The organism is Embleya scabrispora, assembly GCF_002024165.1.
Taxonomy (GTDB): Bacteria; Actinomycetota; Actinomycetes; order Streptomycetales; family Streptomycetaceae; genus Embleya; species Embleya scabrispora_A.
Genome location: NZ_MWQN01000001.1, coordinates 4387122 through 4402553 on the forward strand (window position 1 = coordinate 4387122; position 15432 = coordinate 4402553).

Annotated in this window: 14 protein-coding genes and 1 tRNA gene; 9 read left to right on the forward strand and 6 right to left on the reverse strand. The window is 73.3% G+C overall.

All coding sequences use genetic code 11. The features are described from left to right. Positions 1-46: 46 nt before the first annotated feature. Entirely contained in the window at positions 47-793 is a 747-nt protein-coding gene (locus B4N89_RS19375; protein WP_078977093.1) for a hypothetical protein, read from the reverse strand. A 367-nt stretch (positions 794-1160) separates the two neighbouring features. On the opposite strand from B4N89_RS19375, the gene B4N89_RS19380 reads away from it, so the two are divergent. Beyond that, positions 1161-1691 carry a cell division protein SepF gene (locus B4N89_RS19380; RefSeq protein ID WP_078977094.1) on the forward strand — a complete coding sequence of 177 codons (531 nt, stop codon included), beginning with the start codon at positions 1161-1163 and terminating at the stop codon, positions 1689-1691. Between the two features lie 232 nt (positions 1692-1923). Here the strand turns inward: B4N89_RS19380 and B4N89_RS19385 are convergent, their stop codons facing one another. The 4 genes from B4N89_RS19385 to B4N89_RS19400 are packed head-to-tail and all read right to left on the reverse strand — an operon-like array spanning position 1924 to position 5076. Then, complete coding sequence (locus B4N89_RS19385; protein ID WP_078977095.1) at positions 1924-2550, reverse strand: nucleotidyltransferase family protein; 627 nt, start codon at positions 2548-2550, stop codon at positions 1924-1926. Positions 2551-2606: 56 nt separating this feature from the next. Then, a complete protein-coding gene (locus tag B4N89_RS19390; protein ID WP_078977096.1) occupies positions 2607-3821 on the reverse strand; it encodes a sensor histidine kinase in 1215 nt (404 codons plus the stop codon). Further along, a complete protein-coding gene (gene cseB / locus B4N89_RS19395) occupies positions 3818-4507 on the reverse strand; it encodes a two-component system response regulator CseB (protein ID WP_078977097.1) in 690 nt (229 codons plus the stop codon). Before cseB ends, B4N89_RS19390 begins: the two co-directional genes overlap by 4 nt. Continuing rightward, positions 4504-5076: a hypothetical protein gene (locus B4N89_RS19400; RefSeq protein WP_078977098.1), complete on the reverse strand. Its 573-nt coding sequence runs from the start codon at positions 5074-5076 to the stop codon at positions 4504-4506. The genes cseB and B4N89_RS19400 overlap by 4 nt, the downstream gene beginning before the upstream one ends. A 110-nt stretch (positions 5077-5186) precedes the next feature. Here B4N89_RS19400 and B4N89_RS19405 point away from each other — a divergent pair, with 110 nt between their 5' ends. Further along, positions 5187-6026, forward strand: coding sequence for a polysaccharide deacetylase family protein (locus B4N89_RS19405; RefSeq protein ID WP_078977099.1), 840 nt, complete (start codon positions 5187-5189; stop codon positions 6024-6026). Between the two features lie 174 nt (positions 6027-6200). Here the strand turns inward: B4N89_RS19405 and B4N89_RS19410 are convergent. Next, positions 6201-6274 (reverse strand) — tRNA-Lys (locus B4N89_RS19410). 218 nt (positions 6275-6492) lie between these two features. Here B4N89_RS19410 and B4N89_RS19415 point away from each other — a divergent pair. From B4N89_RS19415 to B4N89_RS19445, 7 genes are read left to right on the forward strand one after another with little or no spacing between them, the layout of a single operon-like run. Beyond that, positions 6493-7893 (forward strand): hypothetical protein, encoded by a 1401-nt coding sequence (locus tag B4N89_RS19415; RefSeq protein WP_078977100.1) that lies wholly within the window; start codon positions 6493-6495, stop codon positions 7891-7893. A gap of 45 nt (positions 7894-7938) precedes the next feature. Continuing rightward, positions 7939-9936 carry an AAA family ATPase gene (locus B4N89_RS19420; RefSeq protein ID WP_161500754.1) on the forward strand — a complete coding sequence of 666 codons (1998 nt, stop codon included), beginning with the start codon at positions 7939-7941 and terminating at the stop codon, positions 9934-9936. Then, on the forward strand, positions 9929-11203 hold the full coding sequence (locus B4N89_RS19425; protein WP_143658027.1) for a hypothetical protein: 1275 nt from the start codon (positions 9929-9931) through the stop codon (positions 11201-11203). The genes B4N89_RS19420 and B4N89_RS19425 overlap by 8 nt, the downstream gene beginning before the upstream one ends. Positions 11204-11209: 6 nt before the next feature. After that, the gene (locus B4N89_RS19430; protein WP_143658028.1) at positions 11210-11671 is read left to right on the forward strand and encodes a hypothetical protein; all 462 of its coding nucleotides are present in this window, start codon (positions 11210-11212) and stop codon (positions 11669-11671) included. Beyond that, on the forward strand, positions 11671-12408 hold the full coding sequence (locus B4N89_RS19435; protein ID WP_078977104.1) for a hypothetical protein: 738 nt from the start codon (positions 11671-11673) through the stop codon (positions 12406-12408). The genes B4N89_RS19430 and B4N89_RS19435 overlap by 1 nt, the downstream gene beginning before the upstream one ends. After that, entirely contained in the window at positions 12405-14972 is a 2568-nt protein-coding gene (locus B4N89_RS19440; protein WP_078977105.1) for an Hsp70 family protein, read from the forward strand. Before B4N89_RS19435 ends, B4N89_RS19440 begins: the two co-directional genes overlap by 4 nt. Position 14973: 1 nt before the next feature. After that, the gene (locus B4N89_RS19445) at positions 14974-15384 is read left to right on the forward strand and encodes a hypothetical protein (protein ID WP_078977106.1); all 411 of its coding nucleotides are present in this window, start codon (positions 14974-14976) and stop codon (positions 15382-15384) included. Positions 15385-15432 lie beyond the last annotated feature (48 nt).

Genomic DNA, 15432 nt, shown 5'->3' on the forward strand with positions numbered 1-15432 from the left:
TCCGGTCGTGTCGGCCGGCCACTTTAGCCGCCGGCCCCCACCGGATTCAGCCGGTTCCCCCTCGGAAATATCGCTGCCAGGTCTGGGTCTGCCGAGTTTCCGGGTGATCCGGGCCCAAAACCCGGGCGAAGTCGGCGACCAGTGGGTCGTACAGGGCCAGCGCCTCGCCGCGGTGGCCGGCCAGGCCGCGGTTGACGGCGTGGCCTGCCCGGGCGACCAACGACTCCAGGCAGTCGGCGCCCAGGATCCGGATCGAGTCGATCGCGAGCGCGCCGTACATCTCCGCGGCGCGGAGCGGAGCGCCGCACTCCCCGGTGAAACGGGCCAGGTAGCTGCGTGCGGTCAGCGTGCTCTCCGCCTCGGCGCCCAGCGCGCGGGTCATGTCCGCGACCAGCTGGGTGAACAACGTCGTCGCACGTGGCGCCTCCCCGCCCTCGCCGATGAACCGGGCGTGGCACAGCCGCATGTCGAGGGTGACCCAGTCGCCCGGGCCGAGCGCCTGGCCCGCCACCGGGATCAGCCCCGCCAACAACTGGGCGGCGCGCCGCGGGTCGCCGTCGATCCCGACGAAGTGCGCATATGCGCGGCGCACGTTGAGCGTGTCCCGATCGGTGCCGCCGAGCACCCGGGCGGCGACCTCGCCGAGTTGGTGGTAGAGCCGGACGGCCGCGGTGGGATCCTCGCGCATCCCCCATTCCCAGACGGCGCCGACCTGTTCGTTGATCCGGGCACGGGAGGGATACGGCTCTTCGAGCGGACGAGGGGGCCGCACGATGCGGAAAGGCGAATCCATGCTCACCTCCGAAGATGTCGCATCCGAGTCTGCGACCTGCCCCCGGTCCTCCGGTAGAGGTATGTACCAGTGGACCGTTCGGGTTCATTCGGTGGGCATATTCCGTTATTCGTACACCAGTTCGAGATATCGTGTTCGAGCGAGCCGGGTGCACTTTCGATGCGGTTCGCTCGGAATACGCGGATAAAGATCTCAAATGGCGTCAGAAGCCGCACCGAGTACGCCCGTTCGAGGTCGGTTGGATGATCTGTCCGTTTATAGGCGCGTCGTTCGACGCGCCGGACCCGGCACTCGCATACAGTTCGGTCGAGTGGAGGATGACGAGATAACCCGGACGGGGCCGGGACGACCGGACGCGGAGGTGCCCATGGGCGCATTGCGCAAGGCCGGCTCGTGGCTCGGGATCGGTTCGGGGGACGTGGACGACGACCTTTACCGCACCGGCGCGGGTGCCTACGAGACCGGGACATACGACGCGGACGACGACGACACGGGATCGCGCTGGGTCTACGACGACGAGCCCGAGGAGTCGCGTTCGCGCGCCCTGGAGGGCAGCGTGGTGCCGGCTTCGGAGGTGTTCGCCGCGCGCGCGGCCGCTTCGGAGACGCCGGCGCAGCCGGGCACCCGGATCGCCGTCGTGCACCCGAAGAGCTACCACGAGGCAAGGGCGATAGGCGAATACTTCCGGCAGGACATCCCGGTCGTGATCGATCTGACCGCGATGGACGAATCCGACGCCAAGCGCGTCGTCGACTTCGCGTCGGGGTTGACCTTCGGCCGCCGCGGTGCGATCGAGCGGCTGGCGAAGCGGGTCTTCCTGCTGATGCCGGCCGACGCGCGGCTGCTCACGGGCGACCCGACACAGCAGAACCACGACGGGTTCTTCAACCAGGCGTAGCCGGCGGGTTCGAGAGCGATCCCGGAGTCGGTACGGGAGCCCCGCCGGCGACAGGGGCCCGAGGCCGCGCGTGCGGCCGGGCGCGAGTGTGCCCGGAGGCGAGTCGCGGCTCCCGAGTCGCGGGGGACGCGTGAGTGAGTACGCGGGTGCGTGAGTGCGCCGGTGCGCGCGGGTACGCCGGTACGCGAGTATGCGAGGACCCGAGCCCCCGGCGGCTCGGGTCCTCGGTCGTTCAGGGATCCAGCCGGGCCAGGTCGGCGGGCGTGTCGATGTCGAACGGGTCGGCGACGTCGGCGCACTCGATCAGCCGAACCCGATCCCGCTGCTCGGCGAGCAGCGCCCGGGCGCCGGCGTCCCCCTCGGCCCCGGCCGCCAACTCGGCCCACCAGGCGCGCCCGAACAGGACGGGATGGCCGCGCCGGCCCGCGTAGGCCGCCGCGATCAGGTCCTCGGGCGCGGCGTGTGCGGCGATCAACCGGGCCACCGCCGCCGCGCCCACGCCGGGCATGTCCACCAGGGTGACCACGACGGCATCGGCGTCGGCGGGCAGCGCGGCGACCCCGGCGGCGAGCGAGGAGCCCATCCCGCTCGCCCAGTCGTCATTGCGCACCACGACACAACCGGTCAAGTCGGCCTCGGCGAGCACCGCGTCGGCCTCCGCGCCGAGTACCACCACGACCCGGTCGCAGCCGCCGCGGCGCGACTCGGCGACCGCGAACTCCACCAGCGGCCGGCCCCGATGCACCAGTCGGGCCTTGGCCCGCCCCCCGAGCCGCCGCCCACCCCCGGCCGCCAACACCAACCCGACCACATCACCCACCGGGCACCCCTTTCCTTCGTCGACCGCGCGGACCCGCATCGTCCGGGCGAACCGGCCGACCCGGACAAGGCCGGGCCGACCCGGCCGCCCGACACTCACTCCACGGCCGACGCCCCCGAAGGCAGCGTGAGTTCGGCCATCGCACCGCCCGCCTCCGGATTGCTCAGCGTCAGCGACGCACCCAGCACCGCCGCCTGGCCCATCGCGATGGTCAGGCCCAGCCCGTGCCCACCGGCCGCCCGGTCGTCGGTGCCCTTCCGGAAGCGGCTGGGCCCCTCCCGCAGCAGTGTCGCCGGAAAACCCGGCCCCGCGTCCACGACCCGCAGTCGCGGCCCGTCCACCTCCACCACCACCGGCGCGAGCCCGTGCTTGGTCGCGTTGGTCAACAGGTTGGCCAGGATCCGCTCCAGCCGCCTGGGGTCGGTGACCACCACCTCGTCCCCGATCACCCGCAACTCGGCGGCGGGCGCGAGCGCGGCCACCCGCCGGGCGGCGAACGCGCCCAGCGGTACCTCGGTCAGGTCGGCCCGCTGGGTCGCGGTGTCCAGGCGGGCCACCTCCAGCACGTCCTCCACCAGCGAACGCAGCGCCCGGACCCGATCGCGGACCAACTCGCCCGGCCGATCCGCCGGCAACAGGTCGGCGGCGGCGCTCAGTCCGGTCAGCGGCGTGCGCAACTCGTGCGCGATGTCGGCGGTGACCCGGCGCTCCGCGTCGAGCCGGGCCTGCAACGCGTCGGCCATCGCGTCCACCGCCGTGGCCAACTCCGCCGCCTCGTCCCGACCGCTGCCGCCGATCGCCGCCCGTACCCGGATCGACCGCTCGCCCGCGGTGACCCGCCGAGCCGCGTCGGCGGCCCGCCGCAGCCGACGCGACAGCCGCGCCCCGATCAGCACGCCCGCCCCGGCCCCGCACACCACCACGCAGGCCGCGCCGATGACCAGCACCCGGTCGAGCGAGGCCAGGTCGCTGGTCCGGTCCCGATAACTGGAGCGCAGCGACAGGATGTGTCCGTCCACCCCGACCGCCGCCCAGATCCGGCCCTCGGACAACTCGGTGGCCCGGTCGCCGTCGCGCACCGCCTGGCGCAGTGCCGCCGGCACCCGCGGGTCGTCCAGTCGGCTGCCGAAGGTCGGCTGTCCGGTCCGGACGTACTCGCGCAGGGCCAGGTCGATCCGGTCGATCTGGAGTTTGCGCGCCTCGTCCGCCTGCTTGTAGGCGAAGGCGAAGTGCACGGTCAGGCTCAGCGCGACGGCGACCGCCACGCTGACCACCGTGACCACCGCCGAGATCCGCCAACGCAGACTCACCCGACGGGCCCCGGACGCAGCTTGTAGCCGAAGCCGCGGACCGTCTCGATCCGGCCCGGGCCCACCTTGTTGCGCAGCCGCTGGACGTGCACGTCCACGACCCGGGTGTCGCCGCCCCAGGCGTACTCCCAGACCCCTTCGAGCAGGGTGTCCCGGCTCAGCACCGTGCCCGGCGACTCGGCGAAGCGCAGCAGCAGCTTCATCTCGGTCGGGGTCAGCGCGAGCAACTCGCCGGACCGGCGCACCTGCACGCCGTCCGGGTCGATCTCCAGGTCGCCGAAGCGCAGCGGGCCCGGCTCCTCGCCCGGACCGGCGGTGCGCTGCGCGCGGCGCAGCAGTGCCCGGATCCGGGCGAGCAGCACCACGGTGTCGAACGGCTTGGTCACGTAGTCGTCGGCACCCGCCTCCAGCCCGACCACGATGTCGATCGGGTCGTCGCGCGCGGACACCATGATCACCGGGATCAGGCTCTCCGCCCGGATCCGCCGGCACAGGCTGATCCCGTTCATCAGCGGCAACATCACGTCGAGCAGCGCCACATCCGGCCGCTCGGCGCGAAACGCGGCGAGCCCGGCCTCGCCGTCGGCGGCGGTGCTCACCCGGAACCCGTCCCGTTCCAGGTTGAGTTGCGTCGCCTCGCGGATGACCTCGTCGTCCTCCACGACGAGCACGTGCGGTTTGCTCACGACACACCCTTTCCGATCTCGTTCTCGACGAACTGCGCGCCATCCCACCGCAATCCGACCCCGTGCTCGCCGAAGGGGCAGATCGCCGGCTCGTTGGCCCGGTACGCCGGCAGTTGGAGGACCAACATCTGCTTTCCGACCTCGATCCGACTCCCGGGCTCCTCCGAGGAGAACACCCGCTCGGCGTGCCCGTCCTCGAAGAGCCGGTAGACGTACGCGGCGACGTCCCGGCGCATCGTGCAGGTCTCGGGTCCGCAGTGGAACACCGACACCACCGCGATGGGCAGGGGTGTCCCGGGCACTCCCGGCGCGTTCAGGTATTGCGCGTTCACCGGGTAGGACGTGCCGCAGGACGGGGTGAGCACCGCCTTGATCTTGACGCCGATCCCCGCGTCCTCCCGCAGCACCCGGACCGGATCGATGCTCAGGCCCGCCCCGGAGGGCGGCGGTGCGAGCGGGATCCCGACCGGCTCCGGCTTGCCCGCGACGCGCACACCGGAGTCCACCGCGCACCCCGTGATCAGGGCAAACAGCAACAGAATCAGTGGAAAGCCACGTTTCACCGACATCCGACCGATCCTACCCGTCGAGGATTGTTACCCGATCTACGGACGACCGACGGACGGCCGCAACGACGACGCGATCAACCGGATGGGCGCCGCCGCATACCGTCCCTGACATGACCTTCGCCCACGATCCCGGCACTCCGGACAACCGTGACTCCGTCGGCCCGCTCGGACCCCTCGACACCCCCGAGAGCCGGCGCAACCGCACCCTGCGGCGGAGTGCGTTTCTGGCCGTGCCGCTGCTCCTCGCGACGGCCGTGGCCGCCTTCGTCGCCGCCGACGCGGACCCGCTCACCCAAAAGTCGCCGCAGGCCGCCAAGGTCGCGCCGCCGACCGCGCAGATCGCCGCCAAGCCGATTCCCGCGCACGAGTCGGCGCCGACCAAGCCGCTGTACCGGGTCCCGACGCAGGACAAGGTCGCCTTTCTGACCATCGACGACGGCGCGTACAAGGACCCGGAGATGATCCGGCTGCTGCGCGAAGCGGGCATCGAACCGACGTTGTTCCTGACCGACGAGTATGTGAAGCAGGACCCGGGCTTCTTTCGGAAACTGCGCGACGAGACGGGTGGGGTGATCGAGAACCACACCCTCGACCACCCCGACCTGAAGGGCAAGCCGTACGACGTGCAGAAGAACCAGATCTGCGCGACGTCCGACGACTACGCCCGTGAATTCGGCCGCCGGCCCGCGCTGTTGCGTCCGCCGTACGGAAACCACGACGAGAACACCATGCGGGCGGCGGGCGATTGCGGCATCGGGCACGTCGTGCACTGGAGCGCGGAAGTCCGCGACGGCGTCATGCGGTTCGCCGTCGGCGACAAACTCCGTCCGGGCGACATCGTGCTGATGCACTTCCGCAAGCAATTCCGGGCCGACATCCGGTCGTTCGTCGACGAGACCCGCGCGGCGGGCCTGACTCCGGCGCTGCTGGAGGACTACCTGGGACGGTAGTCGGCCGAGCGCCGACGCGGGTGCCCGGCTCGGGGCGTCGAGCCGGGCCGGGGGCGGGTGCCGGGGGTGCCGGGGCGGGTGCCGGGTCGCCGGGCTCGATGGTGCTGGATGGTGCTCGATACATGCGAGAAGGACCCGCCGGAAACCGGTGGGTCCTTCTCGGTGTTGCCGCTGTGCGCCGCCAGGGACTCGAACCCCGGACCCGCTGATTAAGAGTCAGCTGCTCTAACCAACTGAGCTAGCGGCGCTTGCTGCGAGAGAAATACTACCCGATGTTCGGGGTCGCTCTCACCCGGGTTTGGCTCGGCCGCGGTCTCACCACCGGTGACGATCACGTTACGAGGACGGGTTCGCCCGGTGTCCTCCCTGGGTCGGTGCGGCCGGGTACCGTGCTGCTTGTACATCGGCTGCTTGTACGTCGTCACGACCGGCGCAGTCGGGTGGTCGTGTTCGCGGGGGAGACGCCATGTCGGATGCCGGGGCGGTGCGGGCGTTCCGGATGGCCACGCATCGGGAGGGCGAGGTGGAGCCTCGACTCGTCGCGATGCGGGACTTCCTGGCCAACGCCTCCGATGCCGAGGTGGTCCGCAACCGGGGACTGATCGAGAGCCAGATCCAGGCCGTGGCCACCCAGCAGCCGGAGACCGCCGCGCGCATGCTCGCCGACGTGCTCGGGCGCGACCCCCGGGGCCACTACGCCCGCGCGATCGACGCAGTGCTGCGCTGGTGGGTGGTTCAGCCCGGCAGCGACTTCGCGGAGACGTGGACCACGCTGGAGAAGGCGCTGGAGGCCGGACCGCGCCCGCTGGAGCGCGCGCTGCTCGACGTGCTCGGCGGCCTGGACCCGCGTGCGCCCGTCCGGCGCTGGCGGGTCGCCGCCACCACCCGGGTCCTGGACTGCCTGGAGGAGCGCTTCGAGCAGCCGGCCCGGCACCCCGACCACGACCTGTGGCGGCTGCTGCCCGTGGTCGCGCCGCCCGGGGCGCCGGGTACGCGGGCCGAATGGGTGTGCGTGATCGGCGACCGGGCCGCGGCGCGGGGTGCGGAGGCCGCGGCGCGCACCTGCTACCGGCTCGCCTTCGAACAGGGCTGTGCCGCCGCCGCGCCGCGCCTGGCCCACCGGCTGGCCGTGGAGGGGCATCGGGAGCTGACCGGCGGCGACCCGGAACGGGCGGTCCGGTATCTGTACGAGGCCGCGATGCTCGATCCGGACCACGCCGAGTATCGCGAACTGCACCGGGCCGCCGTCGCGGCACGGGACGGCGGCGCGGCGGCCGGCGTGCGGCCCGGGACGGCGGCGGCCCTGGTGGTCGCGGCGGCGGATCTGCTGGAGCGCGGCGACGACGCGGGCGCGGTGCGGCTGCTGCGGCGGGGGCTGCCGGGCGGCGGCGGGGCGTCGGGTCTCGGCGGGGTGTCGGGCGGTGGTGCCGCGACGGCCGGCGGTGCAGCGACGGTCGGCGCCGGCCCGGACGACGCCGGGCCCGAGCCGCACGTGGTCGAGGAGCCCTACGCCGACACCTGGCCCGCGCGGCTGCTGCTCGGCACGCTGGAGGGCGACGACTCGATGGTGGCCGGTGCCGCGCGCGACCTGCTCCGGCGCTACGGTGCGGGCTGGGTCCGCCGTACGCCCCTGGGCCCCGGCCTGGTGCTGCACCGGGTCACCCGCGCCGACCCGGAACTGGCCGCCACGCTGCTCGAGTCGTCGCCGGCGGAACTGCGTGACGGACGACTCGGCCGGGCGGTCGCGACGGCCGCCGCATACCGAATACTGGCCTTGGGCGTACGGGACCTGGGAGCGGGACGGCCCGAGGCGGCCCGGGCCCGGGCGGACCTGGCCGAGCGGCTGCTCGCCGGCGACGAGGCGTGATCCGGCCCGGTGCGATCGAATCGGCGAGGCGGGGGAGAAGGCGACGTGGAGACGGACATCCTGGGGGTGCCGGAGCAGGTGTTCGACAGCGGGCTGCTGGTGGCCACCCGCCGGTTCGAGACCGCCTCGGCGGTGGCCCGCGAACTCGGCGCGCACACGGTCGAGGTCGCCCACACGCTGATCGCCCTGGCCCGGATCGACGGCGGGCGCGCCTGCGGCCTGTTCGCCCGCCAGGGCATCCCGCCGGACGTGCTCGCGGCCGGCCTGCTCGGCGGCGGCGGACCGGCCGCCGGGACGGCCGCCGGGGCGAGCGGCAACGGCCGGGGCGCGGGCGCGCTCGGCGGCCTGCCGGTCACCGCCGATTTGCGGGCCGGCTTCGCCGCCGCGGCGGACACCGGCTACGTCGACGAACGTGCGCTGCTCGCGGAGTTGTTGCCGCGCCTGGAGCCGGGCGCGGTGGACCTGCTCGTCGGCTACGGCCGGGTGGACCTCGACGCCTGGCGGGCCGAGGTGGCCGCGGCGCGCCCGGCGGCGGAGGTGTGCCGGGCCGACGGGTCGATCGACGAGGCCGCGTTCGCCCCGGGCGCCCGGCGGGTGCTGGCGATGATGGTCGCCGAGGCGAGCGGACTCGGCCGGCGGCAGTGCGGCATCGCGATGCTGCTGCACGCGCTGGCCACCACCCCGGGCGGACTCCTGGAGCAGGCCTTCCTGTTCCTGCGCCGGGACGTACGGGCGCTGCGCGAACAGACCATCGCGCTGACCGGCGCGCGGGTCCGCGGCCCGGCCGTCTCCGGCCCGATTCCCCCCGACGAGCCGCTGCGGCAGACCCTGCGCCGGGCGGCGACGTTCGCCGCGAGCGGCCCCGACCCGGACCCGGACACCGGCGCCCGGATCACCGAACGCGACCTGCTCGCCGCGCTCCTGGACACCCCCAGCGGCTTGGCGGCCGCGTTCTTCCGCGACATCGGCCTGGACCTGGAGCGGCTGCGCCGGTTCGCCGACACCTACTACCGCGAGCCCACCGAGCCCGAACCGGACCGGCCCGATACCCCGATGTCCCCCGAGGAGGCGGTCCGCCGGCTGCGCGCGGGACTGATCGGCCAGGAAAGCGTGGTCGAGCGGCTCGCCTTCCACGTCGAACTCATCAAACGTTCGCTCGCCCGCGGCTTCCGTCCGGACGACCGCCCGCGCGCGGCGCTGCTGCTGTGCGGCCCCAGCGGCTCCGGCAAGACGATGACCGCCCGGCTGCTCGCCGAGGTCGTCTACGGGTCCCAGGACGACGTCCTCGTCTTCGAGATGGGCCAGTTCAGCGCCCGCGAGTCGATCAACAACTTCATCGGCGCCCCGCCCGGCTACGTCGGCTTCGGCGAGGGCAAGCTCACCAACGGCCTGCGCGACAATCCGCGCCGGGTGTTCCTGTTCGACGAGGTGGAGAAGGCCGACGCCCGGGTGCTCGACGCACTGCTCCGGCTGCTCGACGAGGGCCGGATCGGCGACCCGGCCGGCCCGGTACGCGAGGCGCACGACGCGGTGGTGATCCTGACCACCAACCTCGGCGCGATCCACTCCGCGGCCGAGGCCGTCGAGGACGACGTGGACAGCGTGGACAACCTGATCGGCTCGATCCTGGCCGAGGGCTCGACCGGGCACACCGCCGCGAGCGCCCGGCTGCGCCGCACGATGGAGGGGTTCTTCCGGCCCGAATTCCTCAACCGGGTGGACGAGGTGATCCTCTACTCGCCGTTCGGCCCCACCGAATTGCGCGGGATCGCGGAGAACGGCCTGACCCGACTCGCCGCGCGGCTGCGCGACCAACTCGGCGTCGCGTTGACCTGGACCGACGAGGCCGCGGACCACATCGCCACCGTCGCCTGGCGCGGCCGGCCGGAGGAGGCGGCACGCGGCGTCAACCGCTGCGTCACCGCCGTGGTGCCGGGCGTGCTGCGCCTGCTCGACGAGGCCGACGCCGCCGGCCGGCCGATCGGCGCGGTCCGGGTGCGGGTGGTGGCCGGTGCGCTCGTGGTCGGGGGCGCCGATGACTGACCGCGCACAATTGCGCGCGTTCGCCGCCCGGCTGCGCGAACACGGCGCGGGCGACGGGCCGTTGGACGGCGAGGCGTACGCGAGCCTGGGCACCGGCGCCGACGCGCAGCCGTGGAGCGTGCGGGCCGAGGAGTTGTGGACCACCGGCGGCGGCCCGTGGCGCACCCACCACCTCGCGGTCGCGCTGCACGCGCGCGCCTACGACCTGGAGTCGACCGGCGAGAGCGAGGCGGCCCACCCGTACTGGAAACGGGCGTTGGCGCACTGGGCCGAGCTGTACCACGACAGCGCCTTTTGGGACCGGATGCACGAGCACCTGGAGGCGGTCGCCGGGAGCCCGGTGCCGGCGGCGACCGTCCAGGAGGTCCGCGAGCGGCTGCCGCGCGACCTGCTCGCCCCGCACCTGACCCTGGCCGCCGATCGGCGCCTGCGCGATCCGCTGTCCGCGCGCGCACACCTCGACCTGGTCCGCGAGTCCGGCTTCCCGCCGTCGGTGATCGCCAACGCCCGGGCCGACCTGGTCCGCGAGGCGCTGGCCGAGGCGTCGCGCGACGTCGAGGAGGGCCGCTACGACGACGTGGTCGAACTGCTCGCCTCCTGGCTCACGGTGGACCCCGGCAACGTGGAGGCGGCCCGGGCCCTGCTGTACGCGACCCGGCGCCACATCGAGATCGTGGTGGCCGCACCCGGGTGGGCGCACAGGATCGAGCCGCTGGTCGAGCGGGTGGCCCGGCTGGTGTTGCCCGCCTGGGACGAAGTGGGCACCCCCGCCGGTTCGTTCGCCGTCGAGCTGGCCCGGCACGAATACTGGCGCGGCATCGTGGTGCGCGAGTTGGAGTCCGGCCCGGCCACCGAACCCGCCGTACTGGAACAAGCCACGCTGCGCTCGGGCCGACACCTGCTGCGCGCCCTCGAACTCGACCGCGACCTGGCGCTCAAGAGCATGTACCGCGATGTCGAGCAACTGGCCGCCGAGGAATGGGCGTTGGCCGCCACCGCCCGACAACGCCAGGGGCTGCCGGACGGACACGTGCGGGACGCGCTGCGCCGGGCGCTGGCGATGTCCGCGCCCGGGCCGTGGGGTCGGCTGTTCATGGCCCGCGTACTGATCAACCTGCACGCACCACAGCCGGAGGACCTGGCCACCGCCCGCCGGCTCGCCGACGAGGTGGCCGCCGACCCGGACGCGGACAAACCCGAGATCGTCAACGCGCTGCGCGGCGTCGTGTTGTCCCTGGCCACGGGGCACGGCCCCGCATGGAGTTGAGTGCCGATGGAACCCACCGCGAGCGAGGGCGCCCGGGAGAACCCCTGGGCCTGGCAGGCCGGCCGCAACCCCTACCGGGGCACCGCCTTCCAGATCCTGGACCTGGATCCGGACCTGACCGGCCGGGCGGCGATCAAGGCGCAGGTGCGCAAGCGCCGACAGCGGATCACCCGGAGCGCGGACCGCTTCCCGGTGCACGGCCGGGTGCTCGCACCGGCCGAGGTGAACGCGGCCGAGGAGGCGCTGAACGATCCCGCCGGGCGGCTGACGGCCGAACTGCTCACCCACCGACCCGAGCGGCCCGGCCCCGATCCGGCCGAGTTGGCCGAGGAGTTCGCCGAGACCGACCCCCCGGAGTCGGCCGGGCCGACGCGGATCGGGATCGACCGACGTGTGCTCGCGGGCCTGGTGCCGCCGCCCGCGCCACGCGAGTTCGTACCGTTGTGGACGGAAGAAGGGGCGCACTGATGGCAGCGACACCCGAGCGGGGCCCCCTCGGGGCGGACCCGCCGGCGGATGCGGCGAGCCGGCCCGACCGGGGCGGCTCGCCCGCGCCCGCGTCGACCACATCGGCCGCGTCGCCCGGTTCCGCCGGGTCGGCCGATCCGGCCGCGTTCGCCGCGGACCCGATGGCGATCACCGAAAGCGAGCGCGCCGTGCCGGAACACGCGCTCGACCCGCCGTTCGCGCTGGTCTACGACGTGGTGCGGCGAACCGCGCGCGAACGCGAGGCCGGGCGCGAGGAGATGCGCAAACGCCTGGAGTCCACCCACGAGCGGTACACCGGCCTGGCCGCGGACGCCGCGGTCGCGCTGCACGAGTTGCGCGGCTGCCTGGAGGGCGAGCCCGCGCCGGCCGTACTGGCCTCGATCGCCCGGCGGTTCGCGACGGCGCTCGATCGCGCGGGCGTACGCTTCGACGATCCCGTGGGCGAGGCGTACGCCGCGGTCGGCCGCCGGGTGGATGTCGCGCACGCCCCCGACAGCGGCGACGAGGCGGCGATGATCGTGGCCAGGACGCTGCGGCCCGGTGTGCTCCTCGACGACGGCGAGGTGATCCGCCGCGCACAGGTCGTGCTCGGCTTCGTACCCACCCCGGCCGAACGCGAGGCAGCCCCCGGGCGGACCGACGACCGGGACACCCCCGCGGCTCCGCGCCCCGAACCCTCGAACGACCCGAACTGCGAAGGCGGTAGCACCAGATGAGCATCGTGGTCGGTATCGACCTCGGCACGACCAACTCGTGCATCGCGATCCCCGCCGACGCCGAGGTGCCCGACAAGGAGGCGCTGATCGCCGCCCGTCGGCTGCGCCCGGTCGGCGACTCGCTGATCGTGGCCAACCCCGACCGCTCGCCCACCACCCCGTCGGCGGTGTGGATCGATCCGATCGGCACCCCGATCGTCGGCCAACTGGCCAAGAACAAGGCCCGGTTGCCCGGTGCACCGCCCGCGATGTTCTTCAAGCGCAACATGGGCACCGACCAGTTGGTCACGGCCGGACACGCGCGGCTGACTCCGCTGGAGGCGTCCACGCACATCCTGCGCCACCTCAAGCAGGTCGCCGAAGAGGTGCTGGGCGTACCGGTGGAGCGGGCCGTGGTGACCGTCCCGGCGTTCTTCGAGACCCGGGCCAAGAACGAGACCACGCGCGCCGGCCAGGCGGCCGGCCTGGAGGTGGTCGAGACACTGATCGAGCCGGTGGCCGCGGCGCTGGCGTACACGCACGAGCGGGCCCGCGAGCTGACCGAGCCGCAGACGTTCCTGGTCTACGACCTCGGCGGCGGCACCTTCGACACCTCGGTGGTCACCTGGGACCCCGAAGTCGGCTTCGAGAACCGCTCGTTCAGCGGCGACCGCTACCTGGGCGGCTTCGACTTCGACCGGCGGATCGTGTCCTGGATCGCGGCCCAACTGCCCGAATACGATTTGGCGATCGACTCGGAGAACCCCGCCGACGGCAAGGTGGAGGCGCAGTTGCTCTCGGTCGCCGAGGGCGCCAAGCACGACCTGTCGCGCTACCCCGAGACCGAGATCGTCAGCCAGTACTGCGAGGACCGGCGCGGCACCCCGATGAACATCGGACTGCCCATGCGCCGCGAGGAGTTCGAGGAGATGATCGCGGACCGCATCCGCGGCACCCTGGACGACTGCGACCGCGCGCTGACCCGCGCCGGGATGACCGCCGCCGACCTGGACGAGATCGTCATGGTCGGCGGCTCGTCCCGGATCCCGCTGGTGGCCTCCATGCTCACCGAGCACTTCGGGCGCGGCCCCCGGCTGCTCAACCCGGACCTGTGCGTCGCGCTGGGCGCCGCGCTCAAGGCGGCGAACGTCCCCAGTCGCAGCGGCCATCTGGAACTGGACCGCCCCGAGGCGCTGCCGCCGGAGACGGACATCGGCGGCCGGGTCCTGGCCGGCCCCGACCTCGGTTCGCCGGCCGCCGCGCAGTTGGTGCTGACCTCGGACGACGGCCTGGTGTACCTGACCGAGACGGCCGACGGGGAGGGCCGGTTCCTGTTCGCCGACGTGCCGTTGCGCGAGGGCGAGAACGGCTTCACCGTGCAGGTGTCGGCGCACGGCCGGGAGATCGAGAGCCGGCGTCTGGAGGTGACCACCGACGACAAGCCGCGCTCCGACGCGACCGGCGACGTGCTCGCGCACGACTTCTCGGTCGAGCTGGTGGACGGGCTGCACGCGGTGGTGCGGGCCGGGACGATGGTGCCCTATCGCACCGACTTCCGCCTCGAGACCGCGTCCCACGGGTCCAGCCTGCGGGTCGGCCTGGTCGAGGGCCTGGTGCCGATCGGCGAGGTCTCGATCCGGGACCTGCCCACCGACGTGCCGGTGGGCTCGACCGTCGAGGTGACCCTGGAGTTCGAGACCGGCTGGACGATCCGGGCCGAGGCGCGGCTGCCGCAGGTGGGCGCGGAGGGCAGCGCGGTGATCGACATCCCGCAGCGGTCCGTGCCGGGCTGGCCGGAGCTGACCGAGCGGCACAGGCAGGTGGTGACCGGATGGGCGGAGAAGCGCGACGCGATCCCGCCGGCCGACGCCATCCGGGTCGGCCCGGCGCTGGATCGCCTCCTCGCCGAACTCGCGGAGCTGGTCCGGGAGCGGATCGACCCGAGCAAGACCCACCACAAGCTCCTGGAGGCGGAGACGCTGGTCCAGGGCCTGCGGGTGGCCACCACCGCGGGCAGCGCGCTGAACCCGCCGATCGGCGAGTTCGAGGACAACCTGGCGTTCCTGGCCCGGCTCGCCGACCGGCTGGTGGACCACGACCCGGTCGAGGCGGAGCGCTTCCGCAGCGCGATCCCCGGCCTGCGCGCCACGGGCCGTGCGGCCTACGCGGCGGGCAACAAGATGGACTGGCACCTGGCCAACGAGGCGGTACGGGACCGGATCAACGCGGCCGAGCGCATGCTGCACGGCGGCCGTGCCCCGCAGCAGTTCACCGCCGCCGAGTTCCAGGTCGCGGTGCTTCAGGAGGTGGAGTATCTGCGGCGCTCGATCCAGGAGATGGACCAGGCGTCCGGCGGCCTCCACCGGCTCGACGCGGACGCGTTCCTGCGCGAGTTGGACACGATCGCCGAGGACGCGGCGGAGGTGGACGTGCGGGACGAGGCGGCGGGCAACCGGCGGCTCGTGGAGATCTATCGGGGCCGGATCATGCCGCTGCGGGCGCGGGCGGACCGCTGGATGGAACAGATCCGGGAGGGCTCCCCGCACATCGGGCTGCGGCTCCCGAAGAACTCCCTGGAGAAGTGACATGGCGTTCGCGATCACCTGCCCCCTGTGCCGCCGCCGGATCGCCGACCTGACCGGACGCTGCCCGGCCTGCGGCGGCGACCTCGGCGCGCTCGCCGGCCTCGTCGAACTGGCCGACCGCCACTTCAACGACGCGGTACGGGCGGCCCGAAGCGCCCGCTGGAACACCGCCGCCGAACACCTGGCGGTCACCCTCGCCCTCAACCCGGCCGACGCGGAGGCCCGCCAACTCCTCACCAAGGTCCGCTACCACCAGGACCCCAAAACCCTCCCGGACCGCCTGTGGCGCAAGGCCCGCGCCCACCTCCCCTACGGCGACCGCCTCCCCCGAACCCTCCCGAAGCAAGCCGCCCTGAACCACCTCCTGGAGGAGGCAACCCGCCGCTGGTCCACGATCCGAAAGCCGACCTGACCGACACCACACACGGATGACACGCCGACCGGGCAAAACCCCGGCCCG

Excerpts from the sequence above, each read along its gene's own strand:
- B4N89_RS19375 (WP_078977093.1), bottom strand. The coding sequence starts at position 793 with ATGGATTCGCCTTTCCGCATCGTGCGGCCCCCTCGTCCGCTCGAAGAG.
- B4N89_RS19380 (WP_078977094.1), top strand. The coding sequence starts at position 1,161 with ATGGGCGCATTGCGCAAGGCCGGCTCGTGGCTCGGGATCGGTTCGGGG.
- B4N89_RS19385 (WP_078977095.1), bottom strand. The coding sequence starts at position 2,550 with ATGCGGGTCCGCGCGGTCGACGAAGGAAAGGGGTGCCCGGTGGGTGAT.
- B4N89_RS19400 (WP_078977098.1), bottom strand. The coding sequence starts at position 5,076 with ATGTCGGTGAAACGTGGCTTTCCACTGATTCTGTTGCTGTTTGCCCTG.
- B4N89_RS19405 (WP_078977099.1), top strand. The coding sequence starts at position 5,187 with ATGACCTTCGCCCACGATCCCGGCACTCCGGACAACCGTGACTCCGTC.
- B4N89_RS19415 (WP_078977100.1), top strand. The coding sequence starts at position 6,493 with ATGTCGGATGCCGGGGCGGTGCGGGCGTTCCGGATGGCCACGCATCGG.
- B4N89_RS19425 (WP_143658027.1), top strand. The coding sequence starts at position 9,929 with ATGACTGACCGCGCACAATTGCGCGCGTTCGCCGCCCGGCTGCGCGAA.
- B4N89_RS19430 (WP_143658028.1), top strand. The coding sequence starts at position 11,210 with ATGGAACCCACCGCGAGCGAGGGCGCCCGGGAGAACCCCTGGGCCTGG.
- B4N89_RS19435 (WP_078977104.1), top strand. The coding sequence starts at position 11,671 with ATGGCAGCGACACCCGAGCGGGGCCCCCTCGGGGCGGACCCGCCGGCG.
- B4N89_RS19440 (WP_078977105.1), top strand. The coding sequence starts at position 12,405 with ATGAGCATCGTGGTCGGTATCGACCTCGGCACGACCAACTCGTGCATC.
- B4N89_RS19445 (WP_078977106.1), top strand. The coding sequence starts at position 14,974 with ATGGCGTTCGCGATCACCTGCCCCCTGTGCCGCCGCCGGATCGCCGAC.